The organism is Bacillus sp. FSL H8-0547 (assembly GCA_038002745.1).
Lineage (GTDB): Bacteria > Bacillota > Bacilli > Bacillales > Bacillaceae > Bacillus_P.
The window spans coordinates 2602830-2623933 of record JBBODD010000001.1 but is presented as its reverse complement, the minus strand read 5'-3'; the positions used below and the strand labels follow the sequence as shown (position 1 = coordinate 2623933).

General features: G+C 45.4%; 18 protein-coding genes. 5 read left to right on the top strand and 13 right to left on the bottom strand.

Annotated features, from left to right (window positions below; genetic code table 11):
• Positions 1–98: 98 nt before the first annotated feature.
• Both MHB63_12880 and MHB63_12875 read left to right on the top strand, forming a co-directional pair.
• Positions 99–878 carry a hypothetical protein gene (locus tag MHB63_12880; GenBank protein MEK3807431.1) on the top strand — a complete coding sequence of 260 codons (780 nt, stop codon included), beginning with the start codon at positions 99–101 and terminating at the stop codon, positions 876–878.
• Between the two features lie 13 nt (positions 879–891).
• Positions 892–1356: a hypothetical protein gene (locus MHB63_12875; GenBank protein ID MEK3807430.1), complete on the top strand. Its 465-nt coding sequence runs from the start codon at positions 892–894 to the stop codon at positions 1354–1356.
• A 65-nt stretch (positions 1357–1421) separates the two neighbouring features.
• Here the strand turns inward: MHB63_12875 and MHB63_12870 are convergent, their stop codons facing one another.
• A complete protein-coding gene (locus MHB63_12870; GenBank protein MEK3807429.1) occupies positions 1422–2813 on the bottom strand; it encodes an L-cystine transporter in 1392 nt (463 codons plus the stop codon).
• 195 nt (positions 2814–3008) lie between these two features.
• On the opposite strand from MHB63_12870, the gene MHB63_12865 reads away from it, so the two are divergent.
• Complete coding sequence (locus MHB63_12865; GenBank protein MEK3807428.1) at positions 3009–3836, top strand: protein-glutamine gamma-glutamyltransferase; 828 nt, start codon at positions 3009–3011, stop codon at positions 3834–3836.
• 25 nt (positions 3837–3861) lie between these two features.
• Here the strand turns inward: MHB63_12865 and MHB63_12860 are convergent, their stop codons facing one another.
• From MHB63_12860 to MHB63_12845, 4 genes are read right to left on the bottom strand one after another with little or no spacing between them, the layout of a single operon-like run.
• Entirely contained in the window at positions 3862–4122 is a 261-nt protein-coding gene (locus tag MHB63_12860) for a hypothetical protein (protein ID MEK3807427.1), read from the bottom strand.
• 49 nt (positions 4123–4171) lie between these two features.
• Positions 4172–4801 (bottom strand): arylformamidase, encoded by a 630-nt coding sequence (kynB, locus tag MHB63_12855; GenBank protein MEK3807426.1) that lies wholly within the window; start codon positions 4799–4801, stop codon positions 4172–4174.
• Positions 4798–6066 carry a kynureninase gene (gene kynU, locus MHB63_12850; GenBank protein ID MEK3807425.1) on the bottom strand — a complete coding sequence of 423 codons (1269 nt, stop codon included), beginning with the start codon at positions 6064–6066 and terminating at the stop codon, positions 4798–4800. Before kynU ends, kynB begins: the two co-directional genes overlap by 4 nt.
• Positions 6053–7141: a nitronate monooxygenase gene (locus MHB63_12845; GenBank protein ID MEK3807424.1), complete on the bottom strand. Its 1089-nt coding sequence runs from the start codon at positions 7139–7141 to the stop codon at positions 6053–6055. The genes kynU and MHB63_12845 overlap by 14 nt, the downstream gene beginning before the upstream one ends.
• 200 nt (positions 7142–7341) lie before the next feature.
• Between MHB63_12845 and MHB63_12840 the strand changes: the two genes are divergently transcribed.
• Complete coding sequence (locus MHB63_12840) at positions 7342–7713, top strand: HIT family protein (protein ID MEK3807423.1); 372 nt, start codon at positions 7342–7344, stop codon at positions 7711–7713.
• A 56-nt stretch (positions 7714–7769) separates the two neighbouring features.
• Complete coding sequence (locus tag MHB63_12835) at positions 7770–8102, top strand: DUF948 domain-containing protein (GenBank protein ID MEK3807422.1); 333 nt, start codon at positions 7770–7772, stop codon at positions 8100–8102.
• A gap of 942 nt (positions 8103–9044) precedes the next feature.
• Here the strand turns inward: MHB63_12835 and MHB63_12830 are convergent.
• From MHB63_12830 to MHB63_12795, 8 genes are all read right to left on the bottom strand, one after another.
• The gene (locus MHB63_12830; GenBank protein MEK3807421.1) at positions 9045–9962 is read right to left on the bottom strand and encodes an MBL fold metallo-hydrolase; all 918 of its coding nucleotides are present in this window, start codon (positions 9960–9962) and stop codon (positions 9045–9047) included.
• Positions 9943–10359 (bottom strand): secondary thiamine-phosphate synthase enzyme YjbQ, encoded by a 417-nt coding sequence (locus tag MHB63_12825; GenBank protein MEK3807420.1) that lies wholly within the window; start codon positions 10357–10359, stop codon positions 9943–9945. Before MHB63_12825 ends, MHB63_12830 begins: the two co-directional genes overlap by 20 nt.
• A gap of 84 nt (positions 10360–10443) precedes the next feature.
• Entirely contained in the window at positions 10444–13302 is a 2859-nt protein-coding gene (locus MHB63_12820) for an ATP-binding protein (GenBank protein MEK3807419.1), read from the bottom strand.
• Entirely contained in the window at positions 13295–13663 is a 369-nt protein-coding gene (locus MHB63_12815; GenBank protein MEK3807418.1) for a response regulator, read from the bottom strand. The genes MHB63_12820 and MHB63_12815 overlap by 8 nt, the downstream gene beginning before the upstream one ends.
• Before the next feature lie 23 nt (positions 13664–13686).
• The gene (locus MHB63_12810) at positions 13687–16902 is read right to left on the bottom strand and encodes a hypothetical protein (protein ID MEK3807417.1); all 3216 of its coding nucleotides are present in this window, start codon (positions 16900–16902) and stop codon (positions 13687–13689) included.
• Positions 16895–18247, bottom strand: coding sequence for a glycosyltransferase (locus MHB63_12805; GenBank protein MEK3807416.1), 1353 nt, complete (start codon positions 18245–18247; stop codon positions 16895–16897). The genes MHB63_12810 and MHB63_12805 overlap by 8 nt, the downstream gene beginning before the upstream one ends.
• 28 nt (positions 18248–18275) lie before the next feature.
• Positions 18276–19328 (bottom strand): HEAT repeat domain-containing protein, encoded by a 1053-nt coding sequence (locus MHB63_12800; protein ID MEK3807415.1) that lies wholly within the window; start codon positions 19326–19328, stop codon positions 18276–18278.
• Positions 19328–20953 (bottom strand): diguanylate cyclase, encoded by a 1626-nt coding sequence (locus MHB63_12795; GenBank protein MEK3807414.1) that lies wholly within the window; start codon positions 20951–20953, stop codon positions 19328–19330. The genes MHB63_12800 and MHB63_12795 overlap by 1 nt, the downstream gene beginning before the upstream one ends.
• Positions 20954–21104: the final 151 nt, after the last annotated feature.

Below are 21104 nucleotides of genomic sequence, written 5' to 3'. Positions count from 1 at the left end.
AAAAGAATAAATACAAGCCCTCTGCCTCCCTGCATGTATTCCATAAATAAGGAAATGATAGTACTCAAGAATAACTAACCAAGAAAGCAGCGTAAAAGATGGAAAATTTCACTGGATCCAATCAGCACAGGCGGTATAAAGCTCATTTGAGCATGTTTGGGACAACTCAATTCCACTTAAGAAACCCATACATTATTGCATGGTGGTCCGCGGCATTTCCCGGATTCGGCCATCTCCTTCTGTCCAAATATTTCAGGGGACTGCTCCTTTTCGTATGGGAAGTCTTTATTAATATGCAATCTCACTTGAACATCGCAATGGTTTATTCGTTCTGCGGAGAAATTGATAAAGCGCGCGAAGCCCTTGATTACCGGTGGACCCTCTTATATATTCCCGTCTACATATTTGCCATCTGGGACAGCTACCGCACAACGGTCGATTCCAACCGGGTCTATCTGCTTGCCGAACGTGAAAACGCACCCTTTAACACCTTTACAATCGGAGCCATGGAAATCAACTATTTAGACAAGCGCAATCCCCGGATGGCTGTCGTCTGGTCCTTTCTGATGCCTGGAACCGGTCAGCTGTATATTCACCGCCTTATTACCGGATTTTTCGCCCTGATCTGGACGGTTGTTTTCGTCTATTATTCCAAGTGCCTTCTCGCTGTTCATTTTCTGTTTTTGGGAGAGATTGAGCAGGCAACGAACATTCTGAATCCATCATGGCTGATGTTTGTTCCTTCAGTATACGGATTCGCTGTTTATGACTCATACATCAATACAGTCGAGAACAACAAGCTGTTTATAGATGAACAAAGAAATTTTTTGATGACTAATTACCAGAAATACCGGGTCAGCTTTCCTGACAGAGTTTGAGGGGTGATTTCCATTGCAAGTATTTGCTGCGTTTGATCACTGCACATATCTGGAGCTTGCGATTTCCAAAATCGAGCAAGAAGGTATACATAAAGAAAGAATTCTTGCTGTGCCTTTAAAAGCGAATGACGATTCCGTCAAATTGATGGATTCTATCCATCATTCAGATGGCATCAGTCTTTTTGATACAGGTGCAGCCCTTGCTACTGCATTTGCCGTCATTGGCGTCAGCATCGGGTTTAAGCTGGCATGGGGACCTGTTTACTGGGGTCTGATCGGGGCAGGCAGCGGTCTGCTTTTAGGGTTTTCCATCAATTTGTTCTACTATACGGTCATAAAAAAAAGAAAACTTAAAATTGGCGGAAGCGCCAAAAAAACCGAAGTCGTCCTTGTTATTGAATGCCGTGAGGAAGTGTTTTCACGCGTGGAAAAAATATTGAAGGAACACTATGCACTGGGAATTGGCTATATAAAATAAAACAGGCAGCCGCATGAATCCGGCTGCCTTTCTGTATGTTCTAATTTGTTAAAACGGCTGCTGCATCAGGCTTCAAGTTCAACTTGAGAAGAATCGCCGTTATACACATCCGTATCAAGTTCATTTGTCGCCTTTCCGGTAAGCACTCCGGCTGTCATGCTTCCGCTGACATTCAGCGCCGTACGGCCCATGTCAATTAAAGGTTCAACTGAAATTAAAAGACCTGCCAGAGCAATCGGCATGTTCATGGTTGAAAGAACGAGAATGGCCGCAAATGTAGCCCCTCCCCCAACGCCTGCAACACCGAATGAACTGATGGCAACAACTGCAATAAGGGTGAAAATAAATGACGGGCTGAGCGGATCAATCCCGACTGTCGGCGCAATCATAACCGCCAGCATGGCCGGATAAATGCCGGCACATCCATTTTGCCCGATTGTAAGACCAAATGAACCTGCAAAGTTTGCAATTCCTTCAGGCACACCAAGCTTTTTCGTCTGTGTGCTGATATTAAGCGGCAGCGTGCCTGCACTTGTACGTGAAGTAAACGCAAATGTAAGGACAGGAAATACTTTTCTTACATACGTAACCGGGTTTAACCCTGCAAGTGTAAGCAGCAGCAAGTGAATAATAAACATAACGAGAAGTGCGACATATGAAGCGATAACAAATTTTCCAAGCTTCAAGATGGAATCAAGGTCGCTTGAAGCAACTGTTTTTGTCATAATTGCAAGCACACCATACGGAGTCAGACGCAGAATCAACGTAACGACGCGCATAATCACGGCATAAAAAGCATCAACTATTTTAGCAAACAGCTCCGCATGCTGGGGCTCTTTTCGCTTAACCCCAAGAAACGCAAGGCCAAGAATAGCTGCAAAGATCACAACTGCAATGGTTGAAGTCGGACGGGCACCTGTGAGGTCAAGGAACGGATTGCCCGGAAGAAGTTCAAGAACCTTCTGCGGGAAGGTCTGATCCTGAATTTCCGTATATGTAGCGTCAAGAGCTTCTCCTCTGGCTGTTTCAGCCTCTCCCTGCTCAATTTGAACCGCTTCTAAATTAAATCCAAGCGACGTTCCAATGCCGATTGCGGCGGAAATGGCTGTTGTTCCAACCAGAATCCCCAAAATCAGGATGCTGATTTTTCCGATATTTCCTGAAAGCTTCAGTTTCGTAAACGCACTGAGGATTGATATGAATACAAGAGGCATGACGATCATTTGAAGCAGCTTGACATAACCGCTCCCCACGATGCTGTACCAGCCGATTGATTCAAGAAGAACCTCGTTTTCCGGCCCGTAAATAAATTGAAGGGCAAAGCCCAGGACAATCCCGAGACCAAGGGCTGCAAACACCCTTTTAGAAAACGAAACGTGTTTCTTTTGCATATAAAAAAGCAAGAATATGAGTCCAAGAAGAACAGCAATATTCACAATTAACAAAAATGCTGACATAGCATTTCCCCCTAACATTTTCCTGTAGTATTAGAAAAATATAAATCAATTAAACCAATCAGTCAAGTAGGAATTACCGGCGGCCAACACTCAGACTTTATGTCCGCTTTTAATGAATTATGCCTTAATGGTTCCGCTTGCGCCCGCAATCTCATAATTTATGAGAGCAGCTTTAAAAGGAGGAGCGTGTCTGACGTGATAAAAATTAAAAATGCCTATCAAAATGAAAATATCTTAAATACGAGTGTATTAACCGCCGAGCAGAAAGAGATTCTTGATCTGATGGTAAAGTATGAAGAGGTTTATTCATATGAGCATTTCAGCCAGTTCAAATTCGAAATGGATCTGCGGACCGAAATTGTAAAAGCATCCTCCGCCCTCTATCAGAGCGGGGTCAAGTTCACGACGTTTGAGTATTCCAAATGCAATCCGGTTTTTTGGGACCTGACGAGCCAGGGAGCCATAGTCATTAAGCCCGGCGTTCCTCCTTCAGTCGCCTTGATGGACGTTTACAACAATGGCGCCCTATATGCATTTGAATGTGCGACTGCAATGGTAGCCGTTTTTTACAGAGCCGTGCTGGAAATGATTGAAGAGTCCTATTTCAACCGCCTGTTTGACGGGATGATTCTATATGACTGGCACTATGATGACGATCTAGGGGTTTTTACGAGAAGAGGAAATGATTTTCTTCCAGGTGACTGCCTGTACTTTAAAAATCCTGATTTTGATCCTGAAAAGCCGCAGTGGCGCGGTGAAAATACAATCGATCTTGGCTATGACCTATACTACGGACACGGAATCGGCATTAAAGATTCTGAGGGCATCATAACCTCCCTGAACAAATACAGAAAGCAAGGTGCTGTGAGATCAGCCTACCTTCTTTCTCAGGTTACACGGCTTGATTACAGATACTTGTATCCGTATAAACGGAGTGACAGAGAGGAAACAGGCGCCTATCCGCTTGCAGATGGAACCATTACGGCAACGAGACTAGGGGACGTATTTTATTTAAAAGCCTGATTTTCCCGCAAAAAAAAAGCCGCCCTTATTTCGGCAGCTTCAGCTGATCATTATGAAAATATTTGCGCTGCAAGTAGTACTGTTCACGCCCAAGATATTTATTTACCATCAGCTCCATTTCGCCAAGGTCATTTCTTGTCACGAGCGGATCGAGCTGATTCCACTTAACAACTCTAATAAAGTAGTAATCTTTAATGGGGGTGAACAAAACGGGGGAATTCGGCCATTGATCAAACCAGAATTCGATTCTTCCCCTTTTCTTGTACGAATAATGAATAATCTTCATTTTCATCACCTGTTTTAAGAATACATGTTCTCCTTTGAAAAAGAAAGCTTTAATCGGCTGACCCGCCTCTTAAAATCGCTCTGACAGGACTCCCGTCACCGTCCGTAAGTTTTAGCGGCAGAGCTATCAGCTCATAGGTCCCTTCTTCAGCCGAAGTCAGATCCAGCCCCTCTAAAATAAAGATGGACTGCTGAAAAAACGAGTGATGGGCAGGCAATTCTTTGCTTTTCATAAAATCGACCGAAGGGACATCGACTCCAATCAGCTTAATGCCAAGGCTTCCAAGGTACTCTGCAGCATCAGGGTGAAAATAAGTGAACTCTTCGGGAAACCGGTTTGAATCCTCCCAGGAATCAGTCCGGATCAGCAGACGTTCTGTTCCCGCAAGATCCATTTTCTTCAGAATGTGAGCAGTAATGACCTCCTGGCCGCGAATGTGAATGACTTTTGCCGTGCCGCAGTAAATGGAGAGATCAAGTTCATGAATCCGCTTCCCTTCCGAGTCAAAATGATAGGGGGCATCTACATGAGTTCCCGTATGGGTGCTCATCTCCACCTTCCCGACATTAACGGACCCGCTCGCTTCTTTCGTCCACATCAGTTCAAAATCAAACGGAGTATCCCCCGGCCAGACAGGCGTGCTGTTTTGCAGCGGTCTTGAAATATCAATGATTTTCATGCAATCACCTCCCGAATATTTTCAAACTGCTCATATCGTTTTTCCCTCATTATCGTTTTTAAAAACTGCACGGTCTTCCAAATCTCTCCATAAGAAGTGTAAAAAGGTGCAGGGGCCAGTCTGATAATATTCGGAGACCTGTAGTCAGGAATCACTCCATCCTGTTTCAGCGCTTTGCAGATTCTTGCAGCCTCAGGATGCATGAGAGCAACATGACCTCCGCGCCGTGCATCTTCCTTCGGGTTTACAATCTCAAATGAAAAACCTGATAGCTCTTCTTCGATTAAATCCATCATCACTCTGGTCATACTCAGAGATTTCCTGCGGATGGCAGCCATCGTTGCTTCCCTGAACATCTCTAGAGATGCAGATAAGGGCGCTGAACTGAAGATATGCGGAGTTCCAATTTGATAGGCCCCTGCAGAGTCTGCAGGAGTAAAAGTATGCTCCATATCAAACTGCTGCTCTTTATTTGAGCCAAACCATCCGCTCAGCCCGGGTCTCTTTCTGCCAAGATGCTTTTCATGGACAAACAGTCCTGCTGCGGCACCCGGTCCTCCATTGACATATTTATAGTTGCACCAGTAAGCAAAATCAGTCCCCCATTTGTGCATCTCATGAGGAATGGCCCCCACTGAATGGCAGCCGTCAAAGCCGATGATAATCCCCCGCTCGTGAGCGGCCTTCGTAAGCCTTTCAATATCAAGCAGCTGGCCGCTTCTGTACAGAACAGTCGGCAGAACAGCCATCGCCACATCTTCTGTCATGCAGGCAATAATCTCGTCTTCATCAAGCGTCTGACCGTCTTTGCTTTTCACCTTGACTAAGTGTGTATCAGGATTTAATCCTTTTAAAGACAGCTGACTTTGAAGAGCGTAAATGTCAGAAGGAAAATTCAGTTCATCCGCAAGAATTTTCGTCCTTTTTCCTTCTGGCTTGAAAAAACTGGCTGCAAGCTGATGAAGGTTTACCGTAGTAGAACCTGTCACAATGACTTCATGCGGCTTTGCCCCCACTAAAAAAGCCGATTGCCCGCCAAGTGTTTCAGACAGGTAGTACCAAGGTTTATCGCCTTTCGTCCAGCCGTCTATTCCGTGCTCCTTCCAGGCCTCAAGCATTTGGAGCAATGCAGCTTCAGTCCGCTTTGATGGCAGTCCGAGCGAATTGCCATCCATATAGATGATGCCTTCTTTCAAGTAAAATTCCTGTCTGTAGCAGGCCAGATCATCCTGCTTATCAAGTGCTGCCGCTTTATCTGGATCCATAGCGGGAAGCCTCCTTCATCCGGATTTCTGTTTGACTGATTAACTGATTTAAAAGGACGTCTGCCGGCACTTTTTCATGAATCAACCTTAGCCCCTGACCGGCCCAGACTGACATATTTTCAGTATTGCCTGTCTCAGAAGCCTCGCTTCTCAGCCGCTTGGTCAGATTGTTTTGCAGAGGATAAGGGAGGACATCTGATTCATAAGGCTCCATTTTTCGGATAAAGTCATTTGAAATTCCCCGCGCATATTTTCCTGAGAATGCTTTCGTCAGTACCGTCTGAGCTTCTGTGCTTGAGACTATTTTGTCTTTATATGCTTCCGCTGCACCGCTTTCAGTACATGGAATAAACGCGCTCCCCATCTGCACTCCCTCTGCACCGAGCATAAATGCCGCTGCAATACCTCTTCCATCCGCTATGCCACCGGCAGCAATCACCGGCACCCGAAGCGCATCTGCTGCCTGCGGAATAAGTGCCATGGTTCCGACCCCTGCATCCCGAGAGTGATGGAAGGTTCCGCGGTGTCCTCCTGCTTCACTGCCCTGCATGACAATCAGATTTGCTCCAAGTTCTTCAAACATAAGCGCCTCGTCAACGGATGTCGCCGTGCCAATTACAGTCCTGCCTGCTTTTTTCAGTTCTGCTGCAGCTTCTTTTGAAGGCAGCCCGAATGTAAATGAACAGACAGGCACCTCCTGCTGAAGAATGACTTCAAGCTGCTGTTCATAATTATGGCGGTTTTCTTCATCTGAATAAGAAAGGTCTTCCACGGGGAGTCCCCATTGCTTAAATCGGTCCGTCATCCTTTTTACCTCTGCCTCACTGGCATAGACCTCTTTTTCAGGCACAAAAAGATTGACGCTGAACGGTTTCCTCGTCAAGCCTTTTATTTTTACAACCTGCTCCTTAAGCTGTTCCGCAGTTAAATAACCTGCTCCGACAGATCCCATCGCTCCGAAGCCGCTGACCGCAGCCGCCAGTTCAGGTGAAGTAATTCCTCCCGCCATCGGTGCCTGAATAACCGGATAAGTGATGCAAAGCTTGCGGCTTACAGCTGTTTCGTTCCATCCCATACATATTCCTCCTCATCCAGAACTGAACTGCCTACCTTCTTCTACATGCATGCAGCCGTTCCCTGCCGGATCCAGGAGGAATGATCCGGAGCAAAATCCGTTCTCCTTTTACCCGGTTGTGCTAAAATGGTAAAAAATAGACACTCAAAGATAGGAGCTGTTTGAAGTTGGATGAGCTGTGTCCCCTTTGCAACCCCCAAATGATAGAAGATCAGAAAATTGTCCTGTCCAACGACCATTGTCTCTTTCTTCAGATGCCCCAAAACATCCTTATTGGATCAGGCCTGATCGTCCCTAGAGAGCACCGCCCTACTATGTTTGATTTAACCCAGGATGAATGGAATGCAACATACAGTCTGCTTCAGGAAGTGAAAGAGCTGCTCGATCAAGAGCACGAGCCTGATGGCTATACGATCGGCTGGAATACAAATGAGGCCGGAGGGCAGCACATTTTTCACACCCACCTTCATATCATCCCCCGCTTCAAAGACGAACCGTATGCCGGAAAAGGCATCAGGTACTGGCTGAAGGGCAGGGAGAATCTGCGGCCTTCCCTCTCGGACGAAGATTAAAATCGGTCAAACTTGGGTAAAAAAAGAGAAAGACCGCTGACAAAGGAGTGTTACCGATGATCATTGTATACATAAGCATTGCGCTTGTTGTCCTGGCCCTTATCTATCTAGGTGTCTCATCCATCCGCACCTTCAAAAAATCCCAGCCTGTCATTCAGGATCTCCAGGAAACGGCAAACCGCCTTCAAAAACAAACCGAAAGCATTCAAAATGAAACTACCAGACTCTCCGCCACTCAGGAAAAAATTATGTCTGACGTAGAGTATAAGAAGAAAACCGTTCAGGAAACAATCGAAATTGCGAAAGAAACACCGGAAACTCTAAAGAGCTTTAAAGAATTTATTCCTTCTAAAAAAGAAGAACGCGCCGCACACAGGGTTCGGGGCTGAGAGGAGCAGATCACTTTGGTGGTCTGTTTTTTTGTGTGGAGGAGGAGCTGCTGGGGATGTGATTAAAACATTTACTCAGATTAGTTCTATCAAATAGAAGATTTTTTCTTTTGGTGGTTCTTATCATGCTGTTGGGTTCCATCAAGCACGAGATTTTTTCTGTTGATGGTTCTTATCAGGCTGTTCGGTTCCATCAGGCACAAGATCTTTTCTGTTGATGGTTCTTATCAGGCTGTTCGGTTCCATCAGGCACAAGATCTTTTCTGTTGATGGTCCTTATCAGGCTGTTGGGTTCCATCAAGCACAAGATCTTTTCTGTTGATGGTTCTTATCACACTTATTAGTGCCAGCAAGCACGAGATCTTTTCTGTTGGTGGTCCTTATCATACCTATCAGGACCAGCAAGCACGAGATTTTTTCTTTTGGTGGTTCTTATAATGCTGTTGGGTCCATCAAACGCACGATTTTTTCTGTTGATGGTTCTTATCACGCCTATCAGGACCAGCAAGCTTGTGATTTTTTCTGTTCGTGGTTCTTATCACCCTATCAGGACCATCATGCTTGTGATTTTTTCTGTTGGTGGTTCTTATCACGCCTATCAGGACCATCATGCTTGTGATTTTTTCTGTTGATGGTTCTTATCACGCCTATCAGGACCATCATGCTTGTGATTTTTTCTGTTGGTGGTTCTTATCACGCCTATCAGGACCATCATGCTTGTGATTTTTTCTGTTGGTGGTTCTTATCAGGCTGTTGGGTTCCATCAAGCACGAGGTCTTTCCTGTTGGTGGTTCTTATCTTGCTGTTCGGTTCCATCAAACGCAAGATTTTTTCTGTTGATGGTTCTTATCACGCTTCGCTTTTTGTGCCATCAAGCTCAGGCTCCTTCCCAGCTGATGTTCTTATTTCACAACAAAAAAAAGCACTGATTTTCATCAATGCTCACATCCACCATGTTTCTCCGATTTTCATGACGTTAAGCTTATCAGGGTCAAGTGCACGCTTCTCCCATTCTGCAAGCAGCCTCTCCAAAGCTTCAGGTCCTGTATCGTCGGCCAGCCTGAATGCACCGTAATGCATGGGAACAAACGGTCCTTTCGCGTTCAAATCAAGGTACGCTGTGACTGCATCCTCGGGATTGATGTGCGATACCTTCATAAACCACTCAGGCTCGTAAGCTCCAATGGGCATCAGAACGGCATCGACAGACATTTTTTCTCCAATTTCTTTAAAGCCGCGGAAGTATCCGGAGTCACCGGCAAAATAAATAGAGTGGCCCCTGTGTTCAATGACCCATCCTCCCCAGTGGGAAGTATTTGTATCCCACAGGGTTCTGCGCGTCCAGTGCTGAGCAGGAACGAATGTAAATCTGACGTCCTCTTTGTCATAGGCTTCCCACCACGCAGCTTCTTTCACGTTCTTATACCCTCTTCTTCTGAAGGAAGCACCAAGACCTTCGGGCACGTAAAAAACCGGGTCCCCCTTGAGCTTTCTGATCGATGCAAAATCCAGGTGATCATAATGTCCGTGAGATATCAGGACAGCGTCAATTTCCGGAAGTGCCCGGATTGGCATGCCCGGTTTCGTCAATCTCCTCTGCATGCCCATCCGCTCCGCCCAGACCGGGTCAGTAAGGATATTGATGCCGCCAGTCTGAATCAAGAACGTAGAATGGCCAATCCAGGTCACACTGTTTTTTGAAAGGTTAGCCGACACTTCTTCCGACTGAGGATTATCCAGCCTTTCAATGGAGACCGACAAATCCTTCTTTTTCGCTTTTCTCTCTTTCATCCATTTTCTGAAATCAGAGAAGCTTTTCGTATTTTCCACTCCGTCTAAGTTACGATATCTTTTCCCCATCTGCCTGCACCTTTACATAAAATGTCCGGGTTCTCGGCCCGTCGAATTCACAGAAGTAGACTCCCTGCCAAGTTCCGAGCAACAGGCGCCCTTCTGTAATAATCACATGCTGCGAAGAGCCGACTGTACTCGCTTTCATATGAGCAGCGGTGTTCCCTTCGGCATGCCTGTCCTTTTCTTCAAACCACGGATAGACTTCGTCAAAGCGTTTGATCATGTCTGTTTTCACATCAGGATCCGCATTTTCATTGATTGTGATTCCTGCAGTGGTGTGCGGACAATAGATGACAGCAGTTCCTTCCTTGAAGCCGTATTCCTGAATCAAGTCCTCAACTTGTACAGTGATATCAATCATTTGATCTCTGCTTTTCGTTTCCAGTTTAAATGATTTAAGCACGTTCATCCTCCCTTTCTTTTTAATGCTTCCTTTTCTAAAGGATAGCTTATTTCCAAAGGATGATACAAGAAACGAACCCTGTACTCAGGGTTCCATCTCGGAAAGACTGCTCTTTCGGTCCAGAATCGTTTTTATGACAAGCTTTATTAGTTCACCGGGCTGATACGGTTTAATCAAACAGCCTGCTGCGCCAAGGTCTGCTGCTTTATCCTTTTCATTAAGAGCTGTTGATATAAAAACTGGAATTTCTGCAAGATGCGGGACCTGTTTTAATCGGTCCAGAACATCCCACCCGTTTAAATCATCATCAGAAAGCAAAATATCAAGAACGACAGCATCCGGCCTCAGTGAAACCGCCTCTTCCAGAGCCTGGTCGCCCCTCAGCATCACGGCTGTGCTTAGTCCCATTTCCTCAAACTCTGCTTTAAGCAGACTTGCAAAGTTTTCGTCATTTTCAATAATCAGGATATTGGCAGATGACGATCCATCAGTTTCAGGGGCAGGTGAATGACCTGAGGCATCATGCAATGGCAATGAAACAGTAAACGTGCTTCCTTCCCCAATCTTTGAATGAACGGAAATCTCGCCGCTGTGTGCTTTTATGATTTCTTTCACGATTGAGAGCCCAAGGCCTGTTCCGCCAATTTTTCTGCGGTCGGAATTGTCTGCGCGGTAAAATTTCGTAAACAATTTGTCCTTTGCATCTTCAGGAATTCCAAGCCCTTCATCTTTTATCTCCACTTTCAGCCAACCATTCTCTTCAAACAGAATAACCGAGATATTTCCGCCGTCCGGAGAATATTTGACGGCGTTTCCGGCAAGATTCTGAAAGGCCTGCTTTAACATATCTCTGTCTCCGAGAACCATGGCGTTTTTGGCGCTTGTATGAAAATAAAACCGGTGATCTGATGTCAGGATCTGCTGTTCTTCAACGACTTCCCCGAGAATGACGGAAAGATCGCCAAGCCTCTTTTCATAGGTCTGTTTCCCTGATTCCAGCCTCTGAACATCAAGAAAATTGTTAATTAGATTGGTCAGACGCTTACCTTCCTGATAAATGGTCGATAAGTATTTTTTCCTTCTTTCCGGTTTCAGGTCTTTATACAGCAGCAATTCCGTAAAGCCAAGGACGCTTGCAAGCGGGGTCCTGAGCTCATGGCTGACCGTGCTGACAAATTCAGACTTCATTTGATCCACTTCGTACTCTTTCGTAATATCGCGGTGGACCATTACCGTTCCAAGGCGCCGTCCATTCCTGTATAACGGTTCTGCATAAAGGTTTACTACGGTTCCATTATTCATTCTATAGGTAAAGCTGTCCTGCACAGGTTCACGCGAAAAAATGACCCTTTCCAAAAATCTCCCAAGCTCCACAGGATCTGACACGACAGAAGAGAAATGGCTGAACCATTCATCAAATGAGGCAAAAGCCAAATCCTCGCCTCTGCATAAAAGCATGCTGCTCATGGTTGTGTTAACTTGCAGACTTACTCCGTTCAGATCAACCAGCTGAATGCCCTCATGGATGGTATTCAGAATGTGTCTGACCATTTCCCTGTCCTGTTCAGCCTGCTCGTAAAGCTTCAGCTTGTCCAATGAAAGAGCAATGTTTTTGGTCATTGATGTGTATTCAGCTATCTCTTTTTCACCGAACTCCTCATTAAACTTCGTGAAGATCATGATCGCTTCCGTACGTTCACCGGATGAGAGAACCGGCAGATAAAGATCATAGGAATACTGCGGTGATTCGTGGTATCCGGTTTCCTCAGGATCTGCAAGACGCTTATAGACTTTTGCCTGCTTTGTCTTTTTCACTCCATCTATGAGCCCTGAATTCATATTGCCAAGAATGGTTCTGACCGCCGTTTCTGACAGTGATACCGCTGCATAGTGTTCAGGCTGGTCAGCCATGACGACAATGCCCCTATCTGCTTTTGAAATACGGCACATGGCAGTGATTATGCTTGTCAAAAGCTTTTGCTTATCAAGTGTATTTGCTATGCTGTTGCTTAGTTCATTACGGAGTGTGAGCTGCGACTCTCTTTCCCACATTTTTTCAAGAGCTGAACGCAGTTCATCCTGCTGAACCTGAAGTTCGTCCTGCTGGGCGATCAGTTCTTCATTCTGAGCTGTTAAATCCTGTTCTTTTTCAGCAATGCTTTTGCTCATTTTTGAAAAAGCAACATGCAAAAGCCCCAGCTCATCCTGCCGGTTTGAGCTGCTGTCAAAAATGACATCCTTGCCTGCTGCAATTTCACCCGCTGCAGCTGTAAGGATCTGAAGAGGCTCCTGCATTTTTCTCAAATACCTTCTGATCATCGCAATCAGCGTGCCAATCATGAAAACAAGCACGATAAGAAACAAAATCTGACTGGTAAACAGGCTGCCGGTAAACTGCTCCCTGTTTTCATTGATTTCCCGCTCAATTTTGGCACTGTAATCTTCAAGTCCTGTCTGAAAAACTCTTACTCTTTCAGATCCTCCTTCAACAGCTGTTCTGGTTACTTCGGATGTATTTCCCCGTTCATATGCTGCTACCGTTTTCGGAAGAAGATCCAGAAAATAGAGTTGATAAAAGGTGCTTGCCTGCTGAAGAAAGGCAAGATCATAGTCATTTTCAGCAAGTGCTTCCAGATCTTCGTATGCCTTCAGGACGGTCTCTTTTTGTTCCATTCCCCTGTTGTAATAAAGTTTGTTTTTGCCGTTCTGACCATAGGCGAAGTAGGCCCTGAATTCGGAAATCGCCTTATTGTAGGAATCGTTCAGGACAATCGTTGCATTTTCTTTCAAATCAAGCTGACGGTTGCGTTCTTTAAATTCTTCAGTTATGGCATTTTGCCAGAAGACATAAACGCCAATTACTATGGAAAACAGAATAATTGCCGCTGCTGCCATCAGCCCAAATTGCCTCGTGACACTCTTCTTTACCAATCTATTAATCACTGCTTAAAATCTCCTCCACTTTGTCCATAAGCATGAGCGGACTGAATGGTTTGGAAACAAATTCATCCGCTCCTGCCTTGAGGACGCTCTGCTGATCGGCAGCCTGGCTTTTGGCGCTCAGCATCATCACTTTCGCTCCGGACTGTTTTGGATGCTTCTTGATTTTCTTAATGAGCTCCATACCCGTGTACACCGGCATCATATAATCGAGGATGATCAGCTCATATTCATGCTGCTGAATAAGCCTGTATGCTTCTTCCCCGTCTGATGCTTCATCTATCTGGTGCCCGTTATCCTCAAGTGTATCTGTTATAAGCATGCGAAGAACTTCCTCATCTTCTGCAAGAAGAATTCTGGCCATTGTCTGTGCCTCCTTGTCCCGGTTCACTCTATTTCTTTAAACGTTTTCTGCACAATTGGATAGGATTTCTTCAGTCGTTCATGATAGGATGGGCCGTTCCATTCCTCCCATGTATAGAAGAGCCATTTTTCCTTTGGGAGATCTTCATTTTTAATCTCCGGAACAGTTCCCTCAATGTTCCCCGTTCTTTTATCTATTAAAAGAAACGCAAGGTGAATGCCTTTTGTGTTGACGCTGCTTGCTGTTCCGCCTCTCCATATATCCCCCATCGCCTCGCGCGTGCTTGGGTCTTTCATGTTAAGCAGGAGCCAGGGAATTCTGATTTCGGCTGTGTTTGTTTTTTCGTCTATTTGATAGTCTGCAAGGGAAAGATAGTCAGGGTCATCAGGATTGGCATTTCCTTTTTCAAGAAGCCCTGTTTCGTAGAAAGAAAAAGGAATTTCCCGTCTGCCTTCTGCTGTATTTATCGTCAGTTTTTTATTCAATGTTAGTCTGATCGGGTGATAAATGCCGTTGTTTTTACTGTTTGCATAAGGCACCTCGGGAATCATCTTCAGCTGCTGGCCGTAATGGTAGTAAAACGTGTCATAATAGCTGTCAATCAAAAGCCTTGATTCTCCTTCCGGATCTATGGCGGCGGAAAAATCCGTTCCTGCAGCACTTATGTACTCCTGCTCAGGAGGATGATCCTGACCCTGATCCGGAACTGTGTCAAAGAGGATATTCAGGCTGTGGCGTCCCGCGTTCCACTTTCCCTTTTGAAGGTCCATCCGGATAATGAGTCCCTGCTCGTCACTTGTCAGATAGATATCTTTTACCCAGCCGGATGAATCTGAGTATACGGGGGAATGGCTGCCTGCCTCCCAGTCACCGGTCTTCCCGTCAGGCTTGATCATTGTATCCTGCATTCCCGGGCTGAAGTCCAGCAGCCCGAAATTCTGTTCATTCGTCTGCACATTGTCCCACATCGGCCGTCTGTCGGGGTTGTCATAATCCATCGTATTCCACGTCCGTTTGAACCACTCATCCTGCCAGGAAAAAATCAGCCCGCCTGCAAGATTTTCATGAACGATATCCTCGAAAAGAGCACTTACCATTTCACCCTGCTCTTGCTCGCTGTGGAATCCCTGATGTTTCCCGTGAACATTTTTATGCGTCATTCCCCTTGATGAAGGGATGCCGAATTCTGCAGCCAGAAGCGGCATATCATGCCGTGTCTTTAAATCTGCCAAATAACCTGCGTAATTGTTCTTTTCTCCCCTGTGATCAATGTAGGAAACATATTTTTTTTCCAAATTTAAAAAATCCGGATAATAGGGATAGATGTGATAGGAAGCAAAAAGTCCCGCCGGTCCCGAAGACTTCATGACATTGGGATCTACAGAGACCATATCCTCTTTTTTAAGAGGTTCTGACGGATGGCTCAATAGATCCGTTGTCACCCAGTTCGTAAAGCTCACGGGCCTCGTCCAGTGATAGGTTTCTTTTTCATAGGCGATTGTGTCATTCATGATCTCTGAAAGCCAGACTTCAAAGGGCTGAGCTTCTGCTGTCTTTATGTATGCACCATGAAAGGATGTCTTATCAGGATGCTTCGCATTGGTTGATGCAACCACATCAGGATCCCATTCCACTCCAAGAATCCAGCCGAGAACATAGGGCGACAAATCGGCCGTATATTCTCCCGAAGCATGTCCGGGCCGTTCTGCGAGTTTCGCATTTCCATGGATCAGATCCACAATTCTCTTCATCTCTTTTTTAAAGTCTTCTGTCACTTCTGTATCAAATACATCTTTCTTTTCCAGTAGCTGTTCTTCTTCTGCCCAGACTCCATGAAAAAGATAAATCGGCTCCTCCGCCTTCTGATTGTATTCATATAATGCTTCGTAGAATGCGGGAGGATGAATGGTGTAGATCCGGATGGCATTGGCGTTCAACTCTCCGATCTGCCGGATCCAGCGGGCATATTCGCTTTTTGAAATCGCTGCTTCGCCGGGAAATGATCCGGGTTTTGCAATTCCCATGTTCACTCCTTTTATGAGAATGTCCTGCCAGCGTCCTTCCTTAAAGACCTGCAGACGTTCTTTCCCAGCCCTGGCAGTGAGCTTCGTCCCATCAGCTTCCGAAACATCGTGATTGATCGTTCGGTTCTTTTCCTCATGTCTGTCTTTTTCAAGAATGGTTTTCATCATAGGTACATATGCTTTCCAGAAAAATCCGTCCGTTCTCCCCTTTTTATCGGAAGAGGTAAGTTTTTTCCAGTCTGTTATTCCCGATGCCTGATAAAAGTCAGGTATATCATTCGCATCTGCGTAGTCCCCTGCAAAATAATAGGCATCATAGCCCCGGCCTGAATGATGAAGCACTGCCGGCATAGAGAGGGGAACTCCTTTTTCCGAGAGCTTCGCCTCTGTTTGAGCATTCACATGCAGATGATAGGAGGCAAGAACTTTTGCTCCTGCAGGCTCCATGATGTCAAACCAGTAGTTGTACTTCAGTTCAGCATCAAGCCCAAGTTCCTTTTTCCCTTGCTTTGTAAAAGAAAAGCTCAAAGGATGCTTTCCGCCAAAGTCTTCCTCAGGAACGATCATGAGCTCTTCTTTTTCACTGACGAGTATCAGCCCCTGCCCGCTGAAGCGATACGTTTTGCTGTGCTGCGTTTCATAGGATCTTTTAACCCATTCCGGCACCTCGTCGCTTCCAAGGTCCAAAAAATACCGCCCCGTCCAGCCGGTCCACTCCAATCCAAATAAGTCTTCAAGTTTCCTTCTCGCTTCTGGCTCTGTGGGCTCGGCAAACGTATTAAATTCCGCAAAAATGGTCTGGCCGTTTGTTTTGACCGACTGCTGGATTCTGTCTGCTTCCTCAAGGGTCATCCCTCCGTAGATCAACTCTCCGGACTTATTTGAACGCACCCCGTATGAGTCTGCCAGGTAAAGATGCGAATAATGGCTGAGGTCACCTGGAAGTTCGCGGATCTTTTTTGAAGCAGGCACATAGCCTGAATAATCACCCGCCAGGCTGTAGCTTGTTCCGTCTTCCTTCGTTTTTTTCAGATGATTTAACAGCCAGGTGATTCCTTTATGCTCTCTGAGGGTATCATCCTCCGCTGTTTTGTTGAGAATCAGCATTGGAAGTTTTTCCGTATCCTTCAGGAAAAGCCAGTGCCAGAGGGGTGCCGAGAGCAGGACAGAGGCAGCAAGACACGCACAAACAAGTACTCCGATTTTTTTATTCACTTGAAACTCCTTTTCTGACCATGTCTCCCCAGCCCTTTCTTCCGGTTATGACATCAATTATTCCTTCTATTCTCCAGAACACTGTCAGCGGCCTGTACCAGAAAGATTCTGTCATGGCGTAGACAAACAGCACGAAAAGCTGGCTGACATGGGGGTATTTTTCCATGCTCCATTCTTCCAGCAGAACAGCCGCAACAGAGAAGAGAGAACCGTAAATCACAGACAAAAGGAAGAACATTAGAGCCACGTCCACATAAACATCGCCTCTGAACCAGGCAACAATCAAGAGGAGATAACCCGCCAGTTCCACAATCGGCCCTAAAAATTCAACGAAAAAATAATAGGGCATCGAAATCAGTCCTATTGATTTGTATTTTGGGTTCAATAGAAGCTTCCTGTGTATCCAGATGCTTTCAAACAGGCCTCTGTGCCACCGCTTTCGCTGTCTTCTTAAAAATCTTGCCGATTCAGGCGCCTCTGTCCAGCAAACGGGATCAGGGACATAGACAATCTTTTTATTAAGCTTTCTTTCCTTGATCATTCTGTGAAGCCTGACGACAAGCTCCATATCTTCTCCGACTGTATGGGAATATCCTCCGGCTTCAATGACCCACCGTTTTGAAAAAACGCCAAAAGCACCGGATACAATCAGCAGCAGATTTGTCCTGCTTAAGCCGATTCTTCCAGCCAGAAACGCCCGTAAATATTCGATGACCTGCATGACAACCAGGGGTTTGTCAGACAGGCCGACCGCAGTCAGCTCACCGTTTCGGATTGTACATCCATTTGCAATCCGGATGCTTCCTCCTGTGGCAATGACGTCATCCCCAGATTCAATTATCGGCTTTAGCACCTTCAGAAACGCATTTCTTTCAATGACGGAGTCACCATCAAGGGAACAGAAGTAAGGGAAACGGGAAAAGTTAATCCCTGCATTCAGAGCGTCTGCTTTTCCGCCGTTCTCCTTATCAATTACATACAGATTGGGATAAAGATCTGATTGATATACTGCTTTGATTTCCTTTGTACTCAGCTGTTTTCTCACAACCCGGCTTATTTTCTTTAACTGAAAACGCACAATTAATTTCTCGAGTGTGTCATCTGTTGATCCGTCGTTAATGACAAGCATTTCATATTCAGGATATTCAATACTGATAAGAGACCGGATCGTTCCGTATATTCCCGCTGACTCATTATAGGCAGGGACAAGAATGGAAACGGGCTTTGTATAAACCGAATGCAGAAGCTCCTCATATGGTTCGGTTTTATTCAGGTTGAACTGTTTTCTCACCGTTAAAAGCGAGACGATGAGCATTCCGCCATATACAGCAACGACAAAGCACATATAGCCGAGCAGAACCCAGGCTGACGTCTCAAGAATTGTATCGAACAGACTCATTTCTGCCGCCTCCTTTTGTAATCCACTCAAGGGCCATGTCTCTTGCAAAAAGATCATCCGAATGATGAATGACTTCCTCAAGCAGCTGTTTTCCGTTTTTAAATGTAAAGATGGTTTTGGCTGCTTCCAGCCTGACCATATATTCTTTATCAGAAAGGAGATCCTTCGCAGCTTCTAAAAAGACTTCCGCTCTCAATGAGCCAATCACTTTCAGCGCCATCATTCTTTCAAGCCAGTTAGGCGAATAGATAAAAGGTGCAATGATGGCCGGTTTTACTGGAAGGACCATATCAGCAGCTGCTTTTAAAGACCTCAATTTTTCTTCCTCGTCACCTTTCATAAGCAGCTTTTCAATCAGGCTTTTCTGTTCAAACAGCTGCATATCGCCTATTAGAGTAATCAGATTGTACCTTAAGCGTTCAGGAAGGTCCCCGTATGTTTGATAAAAGATGCGGAGATGATCAGGCCCGCAGTTCTGCAGGATGCTCACGATGGTAAAATCCGATAAATGCCTGCTGCTGTTTATCATTTGTTCAAGAAAGCCCTCATCCCCGGACGAGGCAAGAATTCTTGAAATCACCGCTTCTTCCTCAGTCGTCAAATGACGTTTTCCGGCAAGCTGCTTTACTTCTTCAAGCAAATGATAGAGTCTTATATTTTCAATGATATAGAGTGCATTCATTCTTGAGCTCCAGCTAAAAGACTTCAATTCTTTTTTCAGCCATCCTGTCAAATGTTTTTTTGCAAGAGCTGTCATTCTTATTTGCATGTTTTCATCCTGAAGAACATTGCTGTATTCAAGCAGCAGGTCACTCAGCGCATGCCTGCCCGGATACTGAAATTCGGCTGAATCATCTCTTAGATAATTGAAAAGGGCAAGTCTGCACGCTTCTTTAGATTCGATCAGGCGTTTTTGTTTTCTTTTTCTGATGGTTTTCGCTGCAGATAAATAGACAAGCAGAACTGTCAGCAGAAGAAACGACCAGACCAGAAGCAAAAAAAGCTGACGGGGCGTCAGGACATCCATTATTTCGTCATCCTTTTTGCAAGATGATAAAGACGGGTTTCAAGCTCTTCAAGTCTGAACGGTTTTGTCATATAATCATCCGCGCCAAGCTGCAGGGCTCTCGCCGCATCTCTTCCGCTTTTGCGGGATGTCAGCATCATGACCGTGAACAAATGCTGGTTGGGCAGAGATCTTATTTTCTGCAGGACCTCTGTGCCATCCATTTTGGGCATCATTCCATCCAGAACGACAAAGTGATTTTCCCTTTTGCTGAAAGGGTGCGCTTCAAGAAATTCCATGCCGTCTGCATACAATCCGATATTCAGACAGTACTGATCAAGCAGAGGACTCTTCCGGAACACATCTTCAAGAATGGTTCTTATAATCGGATCATCATCAACAACAGCAACATTCAGCACTTTTTCAACTGGCTCTGTCACAGTTGACCGGTAAACCGCGATTGCGTTTCTTCCATTTTCTTTTGCCTGATAGAGCGCGGCATCCGCACATTCAATTGCATGTTCGACACTCATAGCCTGTTCAGGTGGGACGGCCATTAACCCTGCCGAAAATGTGCAGGAGTATGAGGTATGATCCGGACGCTTAAAAACGTGGGCTGAGAACGATTCCTTAATTCTCCCGATGACTTCCATTGCTTCTTTTTGACCGGCATTGGGAAGCAGGATAATAAATTCCTCCCCGCCGTACCGGATGACCGTATCACTGTTTCTCAAGTTGTCTCTCAGGCACTGGGAGAATTCTCTTAATACTTCGTCGCCTTCAAGGTGACCGTATGTATCATTGATTTTTTTAAAATAATCAAGATCAAGCATAGCAAGCGTGAAGAAGCTCCCCTCCCGCTTCATGCGCGCTGCAAGCCTTGTGTAGGCTGGATTCAGAAATTTTCTGTTATACACCTTTGTCAGTTCATCAACGACAATCAATTCTTCCAGCTGCTTTTTCCGTTCGATCTGGCGTCTGACCCTGACTAAAAATTCTTCCAGATCAAATGGCTTTAGGATGAAATCGTCAGCACCGTATCTATAGCTGTCAAGTCTCGTTTCCCTTGATGCATCTGCGCTGATCATAATGGCAGGTACATACTTTTTCTGCATCAGTTCTTTCAGCTGCACAACAACCTCAAACCCGTTTTCCTGTTTCATATGTCTGTCAATCACCACACAGTCAGGAGCGAGATCGTAATAGGCTTTCATGGCACGGTCTGAGTCTGTAAATATAGCCGCCGTAAATCCATGCAGTTCCAGTTCTTCCTTTAAATACATTAAGAGGGTAATGTCATCATCTATGAGCAGAATAAGTTCGTCTCCTGAAGAAATGCGTTTTTCCCTGTTTGGCACAGTCCCTTCCTCAATGTCCATTTCTGCTTCATAGCATGCTGATATCAGCGGAAAAAGAAGGTTTTGCAGTTCGGACAGCCTCCATGTGTCTCTCTTCCGCTTTTCCGCCAGAAGCAGCTGTGCCGCTGCAGCCTTTCCCACCTGCTCCATTCCGATCGTTGGAGCTGTTCCTGCAAGCGAGTGCAGAAAACGTATGACCTCATCCTGTTCAACTGCGTGCTGGTATCCATACCATCTGTCAATCTGCTCTCTTATTTTTTTCAGCAGGCGCTGTTTGTACTTCTTCAATTAGACCTCTCCTGACACTTATAAGTTCAACTTCATCATTTTACTATTGCAAGAAACATTTGGAAACATCCAGAAGTCCCCGTTAAGAAAAGCGCAGGCACAACAGATCAGAAAGCACCCGAAAAGCCCGGATTCCTCCTTTTTCATCCTA